The following is a 17,565-nucleotide window of genomic DNA, read 5'->3' as shown; positions in this document are numbered from 1 at the left end:
TATCGAATTACGATATCGTCAATAGATATTTAAGACGCAAATAGCAATGGTCCTCGACTCGCAGGCAACCCAGGCAGAGCAAAGAACGTCACTACTCGACATCTTTTTGATTTTTCTCAAGCTCGGGTGCACCAGCTTTGGCGGGCCGATCGCGCATCTTGGCTATTTCCGCGCCGAGTTCGTTGAGCGTAGAAAGTGGCTGAATGATCACGCTTATGCCGATCTTGTGGCTTTATGCCAGTTCTTGCCCGGACCTGCCAGTAGTCAGGCAGGTATTGCCTTGGGACTGTTCCGCGGTGGATTGCCGGGAGCGTTGGCTTCGTGGCTGGGTTTCACCTTGCCGTCTGCCATTGCCTTGGTGTTGTTCGGTCTTGTTCTGACAAACCTGGGCAGCGGCACGGATGGCGCCTGGCTGCATGGGTTGAAGGTAGTCGCCGTTGCGGTGGTGGCCCAGGCTCTGTGGAGTATGGGGAAGAGTTTATGTCCGGATCGGCTCAGAGCAAGCATAGCCGTCGCCGGTGCAGTAGTGGCCTTCTGGATTCCCGGTGTACTGGGAGAGATCGGCGTCATCGTGTTCGGGGGATTGGTAGGCTGGCTATGGCTTGCGCCCCCAGCGAGCGAACTGCCACATAGCCCGTTCCCTCTTCTGTTGCGAAAACGCACGGGTGCAGTCGTATTGCTGGCGTTCTTCGTGCTCTTGCTGCTGTTGCCGGCGGTCGCGGCGCAAACGGACAGCTATGCTATTCATTTGTTCGATAGCTTCTTCCGCGCCGGAAGTCTGGTATTTGGTGGCGGGCACGTAGTGTTACCGGTACTTCAATCCCAAGTGGTTCCGGCGGGATGGGTGTCCAATGATGCGTTTCTGGCGGGCTACGGTGCGGCGCAAGCCGTACCGGGGCCCTTGTTCACCTTTGCGGCCTATCTCGGTGCTGTTTCATCACAGAGTCCCCACGGCTGGTTAGGGGCTGCCGTAGCGCTCGTCGCTATCTTTCTGCCGGCTTTCATGCTCGTGATCGGCGCATTGCCGCTGTGGGAGGGGGCGCGTCGGCATCCAGCCATGCAGCGGGCGATGCTGGGGGTGAATGCGGCTGTGGTCGGTCTGCTGCTGGCCGCTTTCTATCAGCCGGTTTGGACGAGCGCCATCCTGTCGCCTGCCGACTTCTCGCTGGCAGCGGGCGCTTTCCTGTTGCTGGTGTTCTGGAAAACGCCTCCATGGCTGGTAGTGATACTTTGCGCCCTGCTGGCAGGACTGGGATGGCACTAGGAGAGAAAAATGGGTGAACGCGATCTGCTCAGTGGCCTGATACGACTGCACATCCTGCATCATGCGGCCCATGAGCCCATCTTCGGCCTCGGCATCATCGATGAATTGGGTCATCACGGTTACAAATTGAGCGCGGGAACCTTGTATCCGATTCTGCATGGTCTAGAGAAAAGCGGATACCTCAGTTCCCAGACCGAACTGGTTTCCGGCCGGAGGCGACGGCTCTATGTCATTACCGACACAGGAAAGACGGTGCTGGCACTCGGTAAAACCAAAGTTTGGGAGCTGTTCAGAGAACTGTTCGAGGATGAGCTTCGGTTTACGACCTCGGCGCATGTCGATCAACAACAACCGGTCCAGATGGGTTCCCATCAATCAGGAAAATTGAACGGAAAGTCTGGCGGGAAGCGACAGCGTAAGTCTTGATATCGTCCTGATCCAAGACTAAGGAAATGCCAAACCGGGCATGATTTTCCCTGTTGCGCTAATCCATCCCATTCAAGCGCCACCCACTAAAAAAGAGGAGTACACCATGCTGATTGATCGTCGCGAATTTCTCAAGTTAGGGAGCCTGGCCGCTCTCAGCGGTAGTGTTCCAGGTCTGGTGCACGCCACATCATCCACGCTGGCTACATCTTCCCAACCCGTTCCCGATGGCAAGGCTGACTACACGTTGCGAATGGGCCGAAGCTTGGTCGAACTGGCACCAGATCACATCGTTCCCACCACGGTTTTCAACGGGCAGTTCCCGGGACCGCTGCTGCGCTTCAAGGAAGGCCAGCAGGTCGTTGTCGATATCCACAACGATACCGATACGCCTGAGCAACTGCACTGGCATGGCCAGTTCCTGCCTGTGGACGTGGATGGCGCCGCCGAGGAAGGTACGCCGTATATTCCGGCGCATGGCATGCGCCGTATCGCCTTCACACCCGGTCCAGCAGGCTTTCGTTTCTATCACACGCACCTGACTGCTGCCGACGACCTCACCCTTGGCCAGTACAGCGGCCTGGTCGGGCCGGTGTATATCGAGCCCAAGCGCGAACCGGGTGCCTACGATCGCGAAGTGTTCCTGACCCTCAAGGAATTTGATCCGTTCTTCAGCAAGGGTGGCGACATGGCGATGGACTTTCTAAGCCCCGGCGATCGTAACCGCACACTGGAGGAGCGCGGCGAGACTGCGATGAAAAACTCGCTGGCCCGGGGCCAGCCACATGGCTACGAGGTCGGCTATCAATCTTTTGCGATCAACGGCCGCATGCGCGGCCACGGTGAGCCGGTCCGGGTGAAGGCCGGCGAGCGTGTGCTGTTCCATGTGCTGAATGGCAGCGCCACAGAAATCCGCAGCCTGGCACTACCGGGTCACCACTTTAAAGTCGTGGCACTGGATGGCAACCCGGTGCCGCACCCGGCCGAGGTGCCGGTGCTGTGGATCGGCACCGCCGAACGGGTGTCGGCAATTGTTGAGATGAAGCATCCCGGGGTGTGGGTGCTGGGCGATCTGGCCGACGACGATCGCAATCGCGGCATGGGTATCGTGATCGAGTATGCGGGGCATCGCGGCAAACCCCGGTGGGTGAGCCCCAGGCCCTTCTCGTGGGACTACCGGCGCTTCGCGCAGCCTGATGCACGTCCGGTGGCGCCCGACGACGTGATTGAGATGACTTTTGCCAAGCTGAATGCGGCCGATCGCGGGTTCAACGCCTGGACCATCAATGGTGTTCAGTTCGACATGGCGGCGATGAAACCGATGTTTCATCTGCGGCACGGCAAACGTTATCGCCTGCGCATGCACAACGCCAGCGACGACATCCATCCGATGCACTTGCACCGGCACAGCTTCGAGATCACACGCATTGCCGGCCAGCCGACCGGTGGCGTGATCAAGGACGTGGCCATGCTGGGCGGATACCAGACGATGGAGGTCGACTTCACCGCCGATCAGTTGGGCCTGACGCTGTTTCATTGCCACATGCAGTTGCATATGGACTACGGCTTCATGGCGCTGTTCGACTGCGTCTGATTGTTGCTGACGTGATTTCTGGCCGACGGCGTCAGAGTAACGCGCCCTTATACCCCGTCGCTCAACTTTTCTTCGGATGACGCGTTTGCCGGTTGCGCGTCGACGCCTATGCCTTACACTCCGGTTTCCGGCGGATTTTCCCGTCGTCGCCTGCCTTGATGATGCCTTCCGGGACCGGGCGCTCTTGCACCGGCACGCCTTTTAGCACTGCCTGCATGTAGCCGGTCCAGATCGGAAGGGCCACGATGCCTCCGGTAGCGTGCCTGTCAAGATTCCTTGGCCGGTCATATCCCATCCACGTGATGCCGGCGATTTTCGGCTGATAAAGCCGCCTTTGTAGCCTTGGATAGCGCGCAACAGGTTGCCTATTGCCTTCGGATCAGTGAGCGCCGGGTAGTGTGTTTCTTTGGCTGGCTGCGTATTCCGGTGAACGTGACCGGTGATTCCGGCGTATCGTGACCACTTGCGCATGGCATGGTGTTACGCAGTTAAATTGTAATGCCTGCGGTCACGATGGGGTGGTTTTTTCCTCCTTTTTGCTTGTTTTTGATTGTTCTGTTCGCAGCGACTCGCCGGTCAGCGTGAAGCGGTGGTTGCGCTGCATGATGCGGTCGAGGATGGCGTCGGCGATGGTGGCATCGCCTATCCAGGCGTGCCAGTGCTCCACCGGCAACTGACTGGTGATGATGGTGGCCTTGTTGGCGGCACGGTCGTCGATGATCTCCAGCAAGTCGGAACGGGTCATGCTGTCGATAGCGCCCATGCCCCAGTCATCGAGAACCAATACGTCGGTCTTGGCCAGTTGCAGCAGCCATTTGCCGAAGGTGCCGCTGCCGTGCCGGATGCGCAGTTCTTCCTGCATGCGGGGTACGCGCTGATAGATGGCTGAGTAACCACGGCGGCAGACGTATTGTGCCAATGCGCAGGCCAGCCAGGATTTACCGGCGCCGGTCGGTCCTGTAATCAGGATGCTGTGGCCGGCGTTGACCCAGTCGCCCAAAGCCAGGCTCATCACCTCGCGCCGGTCGATACCGCGTCCTGCGCGGCTGTCGATATCCTCGATGGCCGCCTGCCCGTATTTCAGGCGAGCGTTCTTGAGCAGGCGCGCCAGTTTGCGGTCATTACGGGCATGGACTTCCCGGTCCACCAACAGTGCTACGCGTTCTTCGAAGCTGAGTGCAGCCATACCGGGCTGTGCCAGTTGTTCTTCCAGCCCCGTCGCCAGGCCATCCAGTTTCAGGCTGCGCAATTGCGTCAGCGTGGTATGCATCATCATGTTGTCTTTCCTTATTGGTAGTAGCCAGGACCGCGCACGTGGACATGGTTGGGGCTGACCCATTCTTCAGTGCTGAGCGGCGCGGCTGCGTCGCGGTTATTCTTCAGGATGTCGCGCACATGGCGGTACTGGCAGACGCCGATCTGCAAAGCCAGCGTACAGGCCGCCTCCAGTCTGGGTTTGCCATAACGCTTGACCAGCGACAGCAGCCCAAGGCAGGCGCGGTAGCCATGTTCGGGATGCTTGTACTTGTTCAGTAGCCGTGTCACCACTTCGGCGGCGGCAGGGCCAATGCTTTGGCCCCAGTGGATCAGCCGTTGTGGCGACCATTCCATCTGGGCGCGATGCGCCGCCGGCATGTGCGCGGCGGTGGTGGTAAAGCCACCGGCCAGACTGCTGCGGGCATGGCTGGCCACGCGGTTACCGCGATGCAGGATCTCGACCACTGCCACTGTGATCCGTGCTTCAAGTACTTGTCCGACCAATGAATGCGGCACGCTGTAGCGGTGTCGTTCGACTTCTACGTGATAGTCGATGTGAACCTTGACCGTCTTGAAGTGTGCCATCTCATAAGCTTGCAGCGGCAACGGAGCCAAGGCGGGTGCGCCGATTTCGGCAAATGCACTGGCGCGACTGCCGGGCAGCTTCTGGAATGGCTTCTCGTTGAGCCTGGCAAGCAGCGGTGCGATGGCCTGATTGACATCATCTACGCTGGCAAATTGCTGGTGGCGCAGGCGCGCCATGATCCAGCGTTCGACGATCTGTACCGCCGATTCTGCTTTGGCTTTGTCCTGCGGGTGGTAGGGTCGTGCTGGCAACACCGACGTCCCATAGTGGCGCGCGAAATCGAGCACGGTATCGTTGCTGCGCGGCTCGTAACGGTTGGCGTCCGCAATCAGCGCCTTCGGGTTGTCGGGCACGATCATCTGGGGCATGCCGCCGATGAAGCTTAACGCGCGCGCTGTCGATTTCAGCCAGTCGGTCATGGTCTCGCGCGGCGTGGCGCAGGCAAAGGTATAGCTGGAAGCGCCCAGTGCCGCGACGAAGATGTGCGCGCGACTGCCGTCGGTCAGCGCGATGGTGGGGCCGGCGAAATCAATGAACAGCTTCTCGCCGGCACGGTGAACCTGGCGCATGGAGCGCTTGAGTTGCCTGGCGAAGCGCCGGTAGTTGTCGCAGAACTGCGAGTAAGCATAGGTCTGCCGGTCGGCGTGGTCGGCTCGGTACTCTTCCCAGAGCAACATCAATGTCATGCCTTTGCGCCGCAGCTCTTGATGCAAACGGCCGTAGTCCGGCTGAACATGATCGCGCGGTCGCTCGGGGGTAACCAGCAGGCGCCGCCCCAACGTGGTTTCGTCAATGTCTTGCACGGCAGCCCAATCCAGGCCTGCGGCGGCGGCCAGACCGACATACTTGGTGACGACTCCCTTCGATATGCCCAGCGCAGCGGCGATCTGCTGGTGCGACAGCCTGGCGTCCAGTTTCAAACGCAATACGTCTTTAATTTTACGCATGGTGATCCTTGATACGGGCACGCTGTCTCCAGACAAAAGGCTGGAAGCGTACTCGTTCGGTTGCTCTATGCGTAACACCATTTCCATGCGGTACGACACCATTCCGCTATCGTGACCGATGATTCCGCTATCGTGACCACTGATTCCGGAAACCCTGCAAAATCGGTCACGATAGACCGGAATCGCCGGTCACGATGCGCCGGAATGACCGGTCACGATAGCCCGGAATCAGCGGTCACGATGATCCAGAATACCCAGCTGGCGGCAATGCGCCGCGCAAGTCGGGGCTAGGATCGCGTTCAGCGCGCCCAGTGGCGATTGCATAGCGGAACACTTGCCCGCAGTTTTGATGCGCACGGTGCGCCGTATCTAGCGCGCCTCGGTTTTCAATGCGGCGTAAGACGGCTAACAGTTCAGGTGCGGTGATCTCGGCAATAGGGCGTTTACCGATCCAGGGAAACAGGTCGCGTTCTAATCTGCGGATGATTTTTTCGCCATGGCTAGGCACCCATTCGCCCGAGAATTTTGCATACCATTCTCTCGCTATTGCTTCAAAACTGTTTTCAGCAGACACGCGCGATGCGCGCTTAGTCACCTGTTTGAGCATAGCCGGGTCTACATCATTGGAAAGCAGCTTGCGTGCCTCATATCGCTTGTTTCTCGCAACAGATAGCGTCACGTCAGGATAGACGCCCAGTGCTAAACAGCGTCGTCACGAGATCGCGTCGTTGCTGGCCAACGGCCTGGCACGCTTGCGTATCACCGGCACAGAACAGTCCGCAACCAGGGCAGAAGCGAGCGAGTTTGAGCTTGGCTTCTCTGGCAACCAGCGCGTTCATACAGACCCCGTCAACAAGACAACTACGGAGTCGAAATGAGCACGCAAACACCATCATTTTCCACGCCGCCATCGGTGGCGGCGCAGATCGCCAGGCTGCCCGAGATGCCGATGGCAGAGATCCGGGCCCTCTGGCAGAAGCTGGTCGGTGGCGACACTCCCACCCACAACCGCCAGTTCCTCGAACGCCGGATTGCCTACCGGCTGCAGGAGCTGGAATTCCGCAAGGCCGACGCCAACCTGCTGGATCGCAACCAGCGTCGCATCGCATCTCTGGTGGAAACAGGCAAGGTGAAAAAGCGTGACCGCGATTACCGTCCGGCGGCAGGCACGGTGCTGGTCCGGGAATACAAAGGCGTCGAATACCGCGTGATCGCAACCGCCGACGGCCAGTATGACTTCCAGGGACGCATGTACCCGAGCCTATCGATGATCGCCCGCGAAATCACCGGCATGCGCTGGTCGGGGCCGCTGTTCTTCGGGCTCAAGCCGCCGTCCAACGCCAAGGCCAAGCCGTCCACCAAGAAGAGAGGTGGACGATGAGCGAAGTCTTGAAGCGCCGCATGCGCTGTGCGGTCTACACGCGCAAATCCACCGATGAAGGGCTGGACCAGGAATACAACTCCATCGATGCCCAGCGCGACGCCGGCCATGCCTACATCGCCAGCCAGCGCGCCGAAGGCTGGATACCGGTCGCCGACGATTACGACGATCCAGCTTTTTCCGGCGGCAACATGGAACGCCCGGCGCTCCAGCGAATGATGGCGGACATCGAAGCCGGCAAGATCGACGTGGTCGTCATCTACAAGATCGACCGCCTGACGCGCAGCCTGGCGGACTTCTCCAAGATGGTCGAAGTGTTCGAGCGCTATGGCGTGTCGTTCGTGTCGGTCACCCAGCAGTTCAACACGACGACCTCGATGGGCAGGTTGATGTTGAACATCCTGCTGTCCTTTGCGCAGTTTGAGCGCGAGGTCACCGGTGAGCGCATCAGAGACAAGATCGCGGCCAGCAAGCGCAAGGGTATGTGGATGGGTGGCGTGCCGCCGCTGGGCTACGACGTCGAGAACCGGCGGTTGGTGCCCAACGAGCGTGAGTCCAAGCTGATCCGGCACATCTTCCAGCGCTTCGTTGAACTCGGTTCCAGCACCGCACTGGTCAAGGAGCTGAAACTGGATGGCGTGACGTCGAAGGCGTGGACCACACAAGACGGCAAGACCCGCGATGGCAGGCCGATCGACAAGGGCCACATTTACAAGCTCCTGAGCAACCGGACCTACCTTGGCGAGTTGCGGCACAAGGACCAGTGGTACCAGGCCGAACACCCGCCGATCGTCAGCCGCGAACTGTGGGACAGCGTCCACGCGATCCTGGAGACGAATGGCCGGGTGCGGGGCAACAAGACGCGGGCCAAGGTTCCCTATCTGCTCAAGGGCATCGTGTTCGGCAACGATGGCCGCGCACTGTCGCCGTGGCACACCACCAAGAAGAATGGCCGGCGCTACCGTTACTACGTGCCCCAGCGCGACGCCAAGGAACACGCGGGTGCCTCGGGGCTGCCGCGACTGCCCGCCGCAGAACTGGAGTCGGCGGTACTCGATCAACTACGCGCGATTTTGCATGCCCCGAATCTGCTCGGCAACATGCTGCCACAGGCGATCAAGCTCGACCCGACGCTGGACGAGGCCAAGATCACCGTGGCCATGACCCGGCTTGATGCGATTTGGGATCAGCTATTCCCGGCGGAGCAGACCCGGATCGTGAAATTGCTGGTCGAGAAAGTCATCGTGTCACCCAACGACCTCGAAGTGCGCCTGCGCACCAACGGCATCGAACGCCTGGTGCTGGAACTGCGTCCCGAGCCGGTCGAGCAAACTGAGGAGGCCCTGGCATGAGCGACATCCGCATCCAGAAAACCGGCGAGCCGGACATCCTGCAGACCAGCGACGGCAGGCTGACCCTGTCTGTACCGATCCAGATCAAGCGCCGTAGCGGCCGCAAGCTGGTCACCTTGCCGAACGGAGAAACCGCGCCGGTCAGACCGTGGGACATGGCGCCGACCTCCATCCAGCTGGCGTTGGCCAGGGGCCACCGCTGGTTGGCGATGCTGGAATCAGGAGAAGCGAAGTCCTTGAAGGAGATCGCCACACGGGAAGGCATCGACAACAGCTACGTCAGCCGTATGGTCAACCTGACCACGCTAGCCCCCGACATCGTGGCCGCCATCCTGGACGACGCACTGCCGAACCACATCACGCTGTTTGATCTGGCGGTTGATCCGCCAGCCTTGTGGGATGAGCAGCGGGCGAGGATTGCCGACTCAACGCCAGCGGGAGGTCACTGATTGATTGTTGTTTCCAGCGCGCGCAGGCGATCGACGATGGCATCGAAGGCGGGAGGCTCGCCGATGAACATGCCGGCACCGATCATGCGCTGGAAGTCATCGCGCAGCGCGGCCAGTGCAGCATCTTCCGGAATTAGTCTGAGCTGCCCGGACAGGCATGCGTCGTAGTTGGCGTAGCTCGCGTTGTAGAAGACCTTCTTGTGCTTGACAACATCCGCGAGCAGAGCGCGATCGGCCACAGCGGCTTGCCCATGGGCAAGATCGGCCAGCATGGCCAGGTCGTACCAGTGGCGTGACAGACGTTCGGCGCCTGTGCGGAACTCGTCGCGCTGACACTCGACGTGTATCAGCGTCGCCTTTTCCCAGAAGGTACGTGTCGGAGACAGCACACTGACCGTCGAGCGAGGGAAATCGAGTTCAGCGACATGTTCCGCGATGTCGGGTCGCACCTCACGCTCCTCATTCGGCTCGGTGATGTTACGGCCACCGAACTCGATCAGGACACTGTTGCCCACATAGTCTCCTGGTGCCTCCAGCACGCTCGGGTAGTGCACCCGCATCTGCTCGCCGTCATCGCTGACTTCAAGCTGGAATGCATCGGCATCGAACTCGTCCGCCAGCATCTTCTGAAAGTGCGGCGCCACGACACCGTGGGCATGGCCGCGCACGAAGGACTTGAGATCCTCGCTGAATTTCTTCAGCCGATTGCGTGAGACGCCTTCGGCAAACGGGTCGAAGGAGCCGTCTAAGCCACGGTAGTCGAGCGTGATGTCCACGTCCTCGGAGAAGCGCGCAATGGCGCCGAACACCTTGGAGAGTGATGTGCCGCCCTTGAAGGCCATCGGCAGTCGGTCGGGCATGGTGAACAGGGTCTGCAGCACCCAGCAGACCCAGACATCTTTTTCCAGTACGACGGGCGTGCGGGCAAGCTGCGGAGCCAGTGCCCGATAGATCTGGGACTGCTCTTGAGGCTTCAGGTGCAGGAAGGACTCAGGCATGAGCGGCCATCCGCTCGTTTCGGAAGATGGCGTCGCTCATCCACGCAGGCATCGAGCTGGTGGCTGACTTCAGCACCTCGAACTCGCTCGATCCCAGCTTGCGCCGAATCTTCTCGACGAGGGCCGGCGTCACTTCCTTCTTGCCGAGATACCACATCGCCGCAAGCGCGAGCCCGGCGGGTCGACCTGCCAGGGCCAACTTGCGCTGACAGACGTGCTGCAGACGGATCTCCATCTTCCCCACGCGGATGCGCTTCGACGGGCCGGATGTCACGAATACCGACTGGGTCGGAACCTGCGTGGTTAGTTCGAGCCGACGCGCCGCTTCGGCACCGTGAACCTGGACGACGGCACCCGTGGTCTTGGCGACGGTCTCGGCCACCTTCAGCGGCGAGGGGCTAACCTTGCCGACGAAACGGCTGACCTCGGGACGCACAAAGACACCGCGCGTCACGCGCTCGATCAACCCTGCCTTGACGAGGCGGGAGAGGGTCTGATCGACGGACGCACGCGTGCCGCACTCCAGGAATGCTGTCGGGGTGAAAGGCTCCCCGATCGGCATCGCCTCGATGCGCTCGCGAATCAGCTCGGCAGTCTTGGTCGTCGTGTTCATGTACGAAAATATATGCGAGTTTCTGACAAACTGCAAGTGCAATAGCTCGCTGGGGCAAGCGTGTGTCCCCTCCGGTAGCCAATGCCGCAATCCAACCACTTGATTAGTCCGCGCGTAACTCTTTGATCTGTATAGGTCTGAATTGCGGCCTTTGCGGACTTCGGGCCAGTTCCAGGGAGCGAGGTCGGAGCGAGGAATGGCCAGGAGAGAGTGGAATGTGGCCCGGAACGGGCTGGAAGGCTGACCGGTGCAGTCCGCAGGCTTCCGCAGGAAGCCCCAACAACACGCGGAAACCGGCGCGATCAGGCAAGAAAAAACCCCAACCGAGAACGGTTGGGGTTTCATTATTGGTGGTGGAACACGGAACCGAACCCGCGTCCGCTTTCAGAACCAGATAGTAACGCACGGGTCTTTAGGGCGCGGATTCGACGATTTGGCCGAACCGCAGCTGGGTGCCACGTCAAGGCTCCAGCGAAGTTCAAACGGGGACTTGACACCCGGCAGGCCTGCGATGCCAACCCAGATCACTCAAACCACCCCAGAATTCAAAAATATATTTGTTTTTTGCACTTTTGAGTCATAATAAGACTCTATTTTATAAAAATGAGGTGAATGCAATGCTGGTCGAGTTCCGCGTCAAGAACTTCCGCAGTCTGCGCGACGAGCAGGTGCTTAGTCTTGTTGCGTCCAAGGACAAGACCCTGCAGGACACCCACACCCAAGCCACCGGCATCAGTGCCGCACCCACCCTGGTGCGCAGTGCTGTGGTCTATGGTGCCAACGCGAGCGGCAAGTCCAATCTCATTAAAGCCCTGCAGTACATGCGCGGCGTGGTGACCGAGTCCGCGACGGCGATCCAGCCGGGCCAGACCTTCGCAGTTCAGCCCTTCCGACTCGATGTCGATTCCGCCAGTCAACCCAGCGAGTTCGAAGTCACGTTCCTGCTCGATGGTGTGCGCTACCAGTATGGCTTTTCCATGACAGCTCAGCGGATCGTCAGTGAGCACCTGCTGGTTTACAAGGCGTTCAAGCCCCAGCGTTGGTTCACACGCCGCTTTGACACTGAGACCGGCAAGGATGTCTACGACTTCGGTCCCGGCCTGAAAGGACCCAAGAACCTGTGGGAAGGTGCCACCCGACCGAACGCCCTCTTCCTGTCGATGGCCGTACAACTCAACAGCGAAGCCTTGCGACCGGTGTTCGACTGGTTTGTGAATCGCCTGGTGATCTTCAACGAGCAAGCCCAACTCAGTCCACAGGTGTCCATTCAGATGCTCAAGCAGGATGACGGCCGCAAGGAGATTTGCAACTTCCTCTCTGCTGCCGACATCAGCATCGCCGACATTGATGTGGAAACACGCAAAGTCCCTGGGCAGGCCGTTCACTTTGACTTGGTGGCCGGTAAAACTGAAGTGCGCTCGGAAGAAATGGAAGAACACAAGCTGCGCTTCCATCACGTCACCGAACAGGGCAAAGCCGTGTTTGAATTGATGGACGAATCCAACGGCACGCGCAATTTGCTGTTTCTTGCAGGACCAGTGCTCGACATCCTCCGCAAAGGGCTAACGCTGGTCATCGACGAGCTCGACACCAGCTTGCACACCTTGCTGGTGCGCGAACTCGTGCGACTGTTCCACCGCCCAGAGATCAACACCGGCGGCGCACAACTGATATTCACGACGCACGACACGTCGCTGCTGGACGCACCAGATTTGTTCCGACGCGATCAAGTGTGGTTCGTAGAAAAAGACCGTGATCAGACCTCGGCGTTAGTCAGCTTATCCGAATTCAGCCCGCGCAAGAACGAGGCACTGGAACGCGGCTACCTGATGGGACGGTATGGCGGCGTGCCATTCCTCAGCCACACCCTGGGGCTGAAACACTGATGGCTCGCGACAACTCCCCCAAAGAGCGACAACAGAAACAGCTTGAGCGCAAGCAGGGACGGCGGGCGAGCTACGACCGCATCTTGATCGTTTCTGAAGGCAGCAAGACCGAGCCGAATTACTTTCGTGAGATCCGTGCGGCCTTCCGCTTGCACACTGCCAATGTGGAAGTTCGACCCAGCGAATTAGGCACTGCACCTATCCAGGTGGTGCAGTACGCCCAAGCATTGTTTGAAGATGGCGACCGCCACAAGAACATTCAGCGTCGCGCGTTCGAGAAGGTCTATGCCGTGTTTGACCGCGATGACCATGACAGTTATCACGAGGCGCTGACGCTGGCTGCCTCGCTCGATGGCAAGCTCAGGAACGATGCCAAGCAGCCGGTAGCCTTTCAGGCCATTGCTTCCGTGCCCAGTTTTGAGTTGTGGCTGTTGCTGCATTTTGAGGATATTCAGGCTCCGCTGCATCGTGATGAAGTGATGCGCCGCCTCAAGCTGCACATTCCAGGGTACGACAAAGGTGCTGGCAACGCGTTCGCGATCACCGGCGCGCATTTATCGGTCGCCACCCTGCGTTCAGAACGGTTGTCAGCGCGTTTCACGGCGCACACAGATCCCGAACCGTTCACTGCCATTGTCGAATTGGTGAGGTTGCTGACAACACTTCGTGGCTGACATCGCAGCGATAAGCGCAGCCATTGCGGAGCGCACCGTCGTGTCATGACATCGTTGTGACGATTCGTCTCACTTGTAAAGACAAGGAGAAGAAATGGGTGTGAATGGGTGCTTGATTGGTTTGCAGCCATACCGAGTCGCCAACATCGTTGCACAAGGCAATAGGCCACCAGAGTTGGCCAGCGGGTTCCATACAAATTTTCGTATGGAGAAACTCGATGCCCACCAAAAATTGCGCCTGCTGCGGCGAGCCGTTTACACCCCGACCTCAGGTCCCCGATCAATCCTACTGTTCGGCACCCGCCTGTCAACGCGAGAGACGACTTCGGTGGCAAAGCGTCAAGATGCAGACCGATCCCGACTACCGTGAAAACCAGTCACGCAGCCAGCGCGCGTGGCTTGATCGTAATCCTGATTACTGGCGAACGTACAGGAGCCAGACTGACAAAAGTAGCCCAGCACCGGTGGCGACCGTGGTGACCAAAGGCACCCCACTATCCGGCCTGTACTGGATCAAGTTCCAGCAAGAACCGTCTGCAAAGAGTGACGTCTGGATCGCGGAAATCACCCCGGCGCGCGTGGAATGTCCCTGCAAAAAGGACGCGTGCAAAGAGAGGACGTGATGGTCATCTCACATGCCGGGTATTACCGTTGCGCCCAAATGAGCTCTCGAACACCTGCATGGCAACCGCCTCAACGGTACCTCGACGCTGGCAACCACCGGCGCCACAGCTACAGATGAAGTGAAACGCAGGGCCCGAGAGCACCAATCAAAAATTGTGTGATCGGTCCCTATGCAATCAGAAGAATCAGAAAGTGGAAAGCCAGACCAACCTGCCTTGTTCCGGGCCGCCGAATACGTCCGGATGTCGACCGAGCACCAACAGTACTCGACCGAAAACCAGGCCGACAAGATCCGCGAGTACGCTGCTCAACGCGGCATCGAGATCGTGCGGACCTATGCCGACGAAGGCAAAAGCGGCCTGAACATTGGCGGGCGGCTGGCGCTGCAGCAATTGATTAAGGACGTGGAGTCCGGTACCACCGACTTCCAGATGGTGCTGGTATACGACGTCAGCCGCTGGGGTCGGTTCCAGGACGCTGATGAAAGCGCCTATTACGAGTACATCTGTCGCCGCGCTGGCATCCACGTCACCTACGTGGCCGAACAGTTTGAAAACGACGGCTCACCGGTTTCCACCATCGTCAAAGGTGTCAAACGTGCCATGGCGGGCGAGTACAGCCGGGAACTGTCCGCCAAGGTGTTTGCCGGGCAGTGCCGCCTGATCGAATTGGGGTACCGCCAAGGTGGCCCGGCCGGTTACGGCCTGCGCCGCGTCCTGATCGACCAGAGTGGCTCCGTCAAAAGTGAGTTGACTCGCGGAGAGCACAAAAGCCTGCAAACGGATCGGGTGATCCTGATGCCAGGCCCCGACTCCGAGGTACAGACGGTCAACCAGATCTACAAGTGGTTCATCGATGGCGGCATACCGGAGTCGGAAATCGCGGCCCGACTCAATGGCCAGGGAATTCGTACCGACTTGGACCGGGATTGGACCCGGGCCACTGTCCGCGAGGTGCTGACCAACGAAAAGTACATCGGCAACAACGTCTACAACCGGATCTCCTTCAAGCTCAAAAAACACCGGATCACGAACCAGCCGGACATGTGGATCAAGAAGGAAGGCGCCTTCGAGGCGATCGTGCCGCCGGAGGTGTTCTACATGGCTCAAGGCATCATCCGGGCCCGGGCGCACCGTTTCAGTAGCGAGGAGTTGATCGAAAAACTGCGCAACCTTTACCAGCATCGTGGCTTTTTGTCGGGTCTGATCATCGATGAGGCCGAAGGGATGCCGTCGGCCGCCGCTTACATCCACCGCTTCGGCAGCCTGATCCGGGCCTACGAAGCGGTGGGCTTCACCCCCGATCGGGACTACCAGTTCCTGGAGGTCAACAAGTTCCTGCGCAAGCTGCACCCGGAAATCATCGGCCAGACCGAACGAGCCATCGCGCAACTCGGTGGCACGGTCGTGCGAGACCCGGCCACCGACCTGCTGACGGTGAACCGGGAGTTCAGCATTTCGGTCGTTTTGGCCCGGTGCCAAACCCACGACAGCGGGCGTCTGCGCTGGAAGGTTCGCTTCGACACCAGTCTGGCACCTGACATCACGGTGGCCGTGCGCCTGGACCAACCGAACCAAGCTCCACTGGATTACTACTTGCTCCCGCGCCTGGACTTCGGCCTGCCACGCATCAGCCTGGCCGAACACAACGGCATCGAGTTCGAGAGCTACCGCTTTGACAGCCTGGACTATCTCCACGGCATGGCAGAACGTACCCGCGTCAGGAGGGCCGCATGAGCAAAGAACATCCGTCCAGCAATCTCCAGATGATTCCGATCGACAAGATCGAAGTCCTCAATCCGCGCGACCGCAATGGTCGAATCTTCGATGACATCGTCGGAAACATCAAGAACATTGGCTTGAAGAAGCCGATCACGGTCACGCCGCGCAAGGACGGCGATGGCCGGGAGAAATTCTTGCTGATCTGCGGTGAAGGTCGGCTCAAGGCCTTCAAGTCCCTGGGCGAGACCACCATCCCGGCCATGGTCGTCGATGTCAGCGACGAAGACGGTTTCATCATGAGCCTGGCTGAAAACATCGCCCGCCGCCAGGGGCGAACCCTGGAGTTGCTGGCGGGCATCGAACAGATGCGCGATCAGGGCTACGACAAAAAGGCCATCGCCCAAAAGACGGGGCTGGGCCAGGACTACGTTCATGGCATCTTGCAGTTACTCAAAAACGGTGAGGAGCGGCTACTGATTGCGGTTGAAAGTGGCCGCATCCCGCTCAACGCTGCGCTGGCCATCGCAGGGGCTGGTAGTAATGACAAGGACATCCAGGCGGCCTTGCAAGAGGCCTATGAAAACGGCCAATTGCGCGGCAACCACCTGATCCAGGCGCGCAAGGTCATCGAAAAACGCCGATCGCTGGGGCGGTCCATCGCAAGGGGGGCGCCGCGCAAGGTCCCGGACGTGACGTCCTCCAGCCTGATCAGGACGTACCAGCACGAGGTCGAACGGCAAAAGCTCATGGTCAAGAAAGCGGAATTCGCCCAGCAGCGACTGCTCTTCGTGGCTGAAGCCATGCGTCAACTCATGGCCGATGAGAACTTCACAAACCTGCTGCGCGCCGAGGGGCTGGATAGTCTGCCGAAATACATTGCTGAACGCGTCTGGCCCGCAGGAAACGCCTCATGACGCAAAGCAACCTGGGATTCATCCCTGAACCCATTACAGTGGCCTTCGAAAAACTGTTGCCCTCTCGCAAAGCCCCTGACGGGCTCATGAGTTCGCGCAAGTTCAAGCAGATCATTTCCTCTATCGATGCCGTTGGCCTGATCGAACCCCTGACGATCGCCAAAGCAGACAGGACCAGTGGTATGCACCTGCTGCTGGACGGGCACATCCGAATGTTTGCCTTGCAGGAATTGGGCTTCACTGATGCTCCATGCCTGATCGCCAAGGACGACGAGAGCTACACCTACAACAACCGTATCAACCGGTTGTCGACCATCCAGGAACATTTCATGATTCGGCGGGCGGTGGACCGTGGCGTCACACCGGCTCGGTTGGCGAAATCATTGGAACTGGACCTGGAGCACATCACCAAGAAGATCAACCTGCTGGACGGGATCTGCGCGGAGGCTGTTCGACTGCTCCGAGACAAGCACTTTTCGGCCAACCTGAGTCCGGTCCTGCGCAAGCTCAAACCGACGCGCCAGGTCGAGTGCGTCGAACTGATGGTGGCCACCAACAACATCACGGTGTCCTACGCCCAGGCCTTGCTGGCGGCCACGCCCCCAAACATGCTGGTCAACGAGGGAGGCCCAAAGAAAGTCAAAGGTGTCACCGCCGATCAAATGGCGAAGATGGAGCGCGAAATGGCAAACCTGGAAAGTCAGTTCAAGCTGGTCGAGCAGTCGTACGGGCAGGACGTCCTCAACCTGGTGCTGGCCAGGGGCTATCTGACGAAACTGCTGGACAACGAAGCCGTGATCCGGTTCCTGTCGCAGAACAACCCCGACATCCTGCGCGAGTTTTCGGGGATCGTCCAGGCCACGGCTCTGGACAAGTAGT

General features: G+C 59.4%; 18 protein-coding genes. 12 read left to right on the top strand and 6 right to left on the bottom strand.

Features of this window, described 5'->3' with window-relative positions; genetic code table 11:
* Positions 1-46 precede the first annotated feature (46 nt).
* From chrA to GZH91_RS10670, 3 genes are all read left to right on the top strand, one after another.
* The gene (gene chrA, locus GZH91_RS10680) at positions 47-1,264 is read left to right on the top strand and encodes a chromate efflux transporter (RefSeq protein ID WP_147074836.1); all 1,218 of its coding nucleotides are present in this window, start codon (positions 47-49) and stop codon (positions 1,262-1,264) included.
* Positions 1,265-1,273: 9 nt separating this feature from the next.
* Entirely contained in the window at positions 1,274-1,690 is a 417-nt protein-coding gene (locus GZH91_RS10675; protein ID WP_147074835.1) for a PadR family transcriptional regulator, read from the top strand.
* Between the two features lie 106 nt (positions 1,691-1,796).
* The gene (locus GZH91_RS10670) at positions 1,797-3,284 is read left to right on the top strand and encodes a multicopper oxidase family protein (RefSeq protein ID WP_147074834.1); all 1,488 of its coding nucleotides are present in this window, start codon (positions 1,797-1,799) and stop codon (positions 3,282-3,284) included.
* A 106-nt stretch (positions 3,285-3,390) separates the two neighbouring features.
* Here GZH91_RS10670 and GZH91_RS10665 read toward each other — a convergent pair whose 3' ends face one another.
* From GZH91_RS10665 to GZH91_RS10650, 4 genes are all read right to left on the bottom strand, one after another.
* Complete coding sequence (locus tag GZH91_RS10665) at positions 3,391-3,528, bottom strand: hypothetical protein (RefSeq protein ID WP_161984246.1); 138 nt, start codon at positions 3,526-3,528, stop codon at positions 3,391-3,393.
* 264 nt (positions 3,529-3,792) lie between these two features.
* Entirely contained in the window at positions 3,793-4,560 is a 768-nt protein-coding gene (gene istB / locus GZH91_RS10660) for an IS21-like element helper ATPase IstB (RefSeq protein ID WP_147074833.1), read from the bottom strand.
* A gap of 11 nt (positions 4,561-4,571) precedes the next feature.
* Entirely contained in the window at positions 4,572-6,095 is a 1,524-nt protein-coding gene (istA, locus tag GZH91_RS10655; RefSeq protein WP_147074832.1) for an IS21 family transposase, read from the bottom strand.
* A 214-nt stretch (positions 6,096-6,309) separates the two neighbouring features.
* Positions 6,310-6,771, bottom strand: coding sequence for a tyrosine-type recombinase/integrase (locus GZH91_RS10650; RefSeq protein ID WP_371860387.1), 462 nt, complete (start codon positions 6,769-6,771; stop codon positions 6,310-6,312).
* Positions 6,772-6,948: 177 nt separating this feature from the next.
* On the opposite strand from GZH91_RS10650, the gene GZH91_RS10645 reads away from it, so the two are divergent.
* The 3 genes from GZH91_RS10645 to GZH91_RS10635 are packed head-to-tail and all read left to right on the top strand — an operon-like array spanning position 6,949 to position 9,256.
* Positions 6,949-7,455, top strand: a complete 507-nt coding sequence (locus tag GZH91_RS10645; protein ID WP_147074830.1) for a DUF2924 domain-containing protein — start codon at positions 6,949-6,951, stop codon at positions 7,453-7,455.
* Positions 7,452-8,807 carry a recombinase family protein gene (locus GZH91_RS10640; RefSeq protein ID WP_147074829.1) on the top strand — a complete coding sequence of 452 codons (1,356 nt, stop codon included), beginning with the start codon at positions 7,452-7,454 and terminating at the stop codon, positions 8,805-8,807. Before GZH91_RS10645 ends, GZH91_RS10640 begins: the two co-directional genes overlap by 4 nt.
* A complete protein-coding gene (locus GZH91_RS10635) occupies positions 8,804-9,256 on the top strand; it encodes a LacI family transcriptional regulator (RefSeq protein ID WP_147074828.1) in 453 nt (150 codons plus the stop codon). Before GZH91_RS10640 ends, GZH91_RS10635 begins: the two co-directional genes overlap by 4 nt.
* On the opposite strand, the gene GZH91_RS10630 is transcribed toward GZH91_RS10635, so the two are convergent.
* Both GZH91_RS10630 and GZH91_RS10625 read right to left on the bottom strand, forming a co-directional pair.
* On the bottom strand, positions 9,250-10,254 hold the full coding sequence (locus GZH91_RS10630) for a nucleotidyl transferase AbiEii/AbiGii toxin family protein (RefSeq protein ID WP_147074827.1): 1,005 nt from the start codon (positions 10,252-10,254) through the stop codon (positions 9,250-9,252). The two genes, GZH91_RS10635 and GZH91_RS10630, sit on opposite strands and share 7 nt — an antisense overlap.
* Positions 10,247-10,867, bottom strand: a complete 621-nt coding sequence (locus GZH91_RS10625; RefSeq protein WP_147074826.1) for a DUF6088 family protein — start codon at positions 10,865-10,867, stop codon at positions 10,247-10,249. Before GZH91_RS10625 ends, GZH91_RS10630 begins: the two co-directional genes overlap by 8 nt.
* A 617-nt stretch (positions 10,868-11,484) precedes the next feature.
* On the opposite strand from GZH91_RS10625, the gene GZH91_RS10620 reads away from it, so the two are divergent.
* From GZH91_RS10620 to GZH91_RS10595, 6 genes are all read left to right on the top strand, one after another.
* Positions 11,485-12,753, top strand: coding sequence for an AAA family ATPase (locus GZH91_RS10620; RefSeq protein ID WP_147073207.1), 1,269 nt, complete (start codon positions 11,485-11,487; stop codon positions 12,751-12,753).
* Positions 12,753-13,427, top strand: coding sequence for an RloB family protein (locus GZH91_RS10615; protein WP_147073209.1), 675 nt, complete (start codon positions 12,753-12,755; stop codon positions 13,425-13,427). Before GZH91_RS10620 ends, GZH91_RS10615 begins: the two co-directional genes overlap by 1 nt.
* 344 nt (positions 13,428-13,771) lie before the next feature.
* Positions 13,772-14,050, top strand: a complete 279-nt coding sequence (locus GZH91_RS10610; protein ID WP_198415292.1) for a hypothetical protein — start codon at positions 13,772-13,774, stop codon at positions 14,048-14,050.
* A 171-nt stretch (positions 14,051-14,221) separates the two neighbouring features.
* Positions 14,222-15,787 (top strand): recombinase family protein, encoded by a 1,566-nt coding sequence (locus tag GZH91_RS10605; RefSeq protein ID WP_223264563.1) that lies wholly within the window; start codon positions 14,222-14,224, stop codon positions 15,785-15,787.
* Complete coding sequence (locus GZH91_RS10600; protein ID WP_058719320.1) at positions 15,784-16,686, top strand: plasmid partitioning protein RepB C-terminal domain-containing protein; 903 nt, start codon at positions 15,784-15,786, stop codon at positions 16,684-16,686. The genes GZH91_RS10605 and GZH91_RS10600 overlap by 4 nt, the downstream gene beginning before the upstream one ends.
* Positions 16,683-17,564 carry a plasmid partitioning protein RepB C-terminal domain-containing protein gene (locus GZH91_RS10595; protein ID WP_147073216.1) on the top strand — a complete coding sequence of 294 codons (882 nt, stop codon included), beginning with the start codon at positions 16,683-16,685 and terminating at the stop codon, positions 17,562-17,564. The genes GZH91_RS10600 and GZH91_RS10595 overlap by 4 nt, the downstream gene beginning before the upstream one ends.
* The last annotated feature ends 1 nt before the right edge of the window (position 17,565 follow it).

This window comes from Sulfuriferula plumbiphila, from assembly GCF_009938015.1.
GTDB lineage: Bacteria > Pseudomonadota > Gammaproteobacteria > Burkholderiales > Sulfuriferulaceae > Sulfuriferula > Sulfuriferula plumbiphila.
Note: the sequence above shows the minus strand (reverse complement) of the source record. Positions and strands in the feature narration are given on the sequence as shown.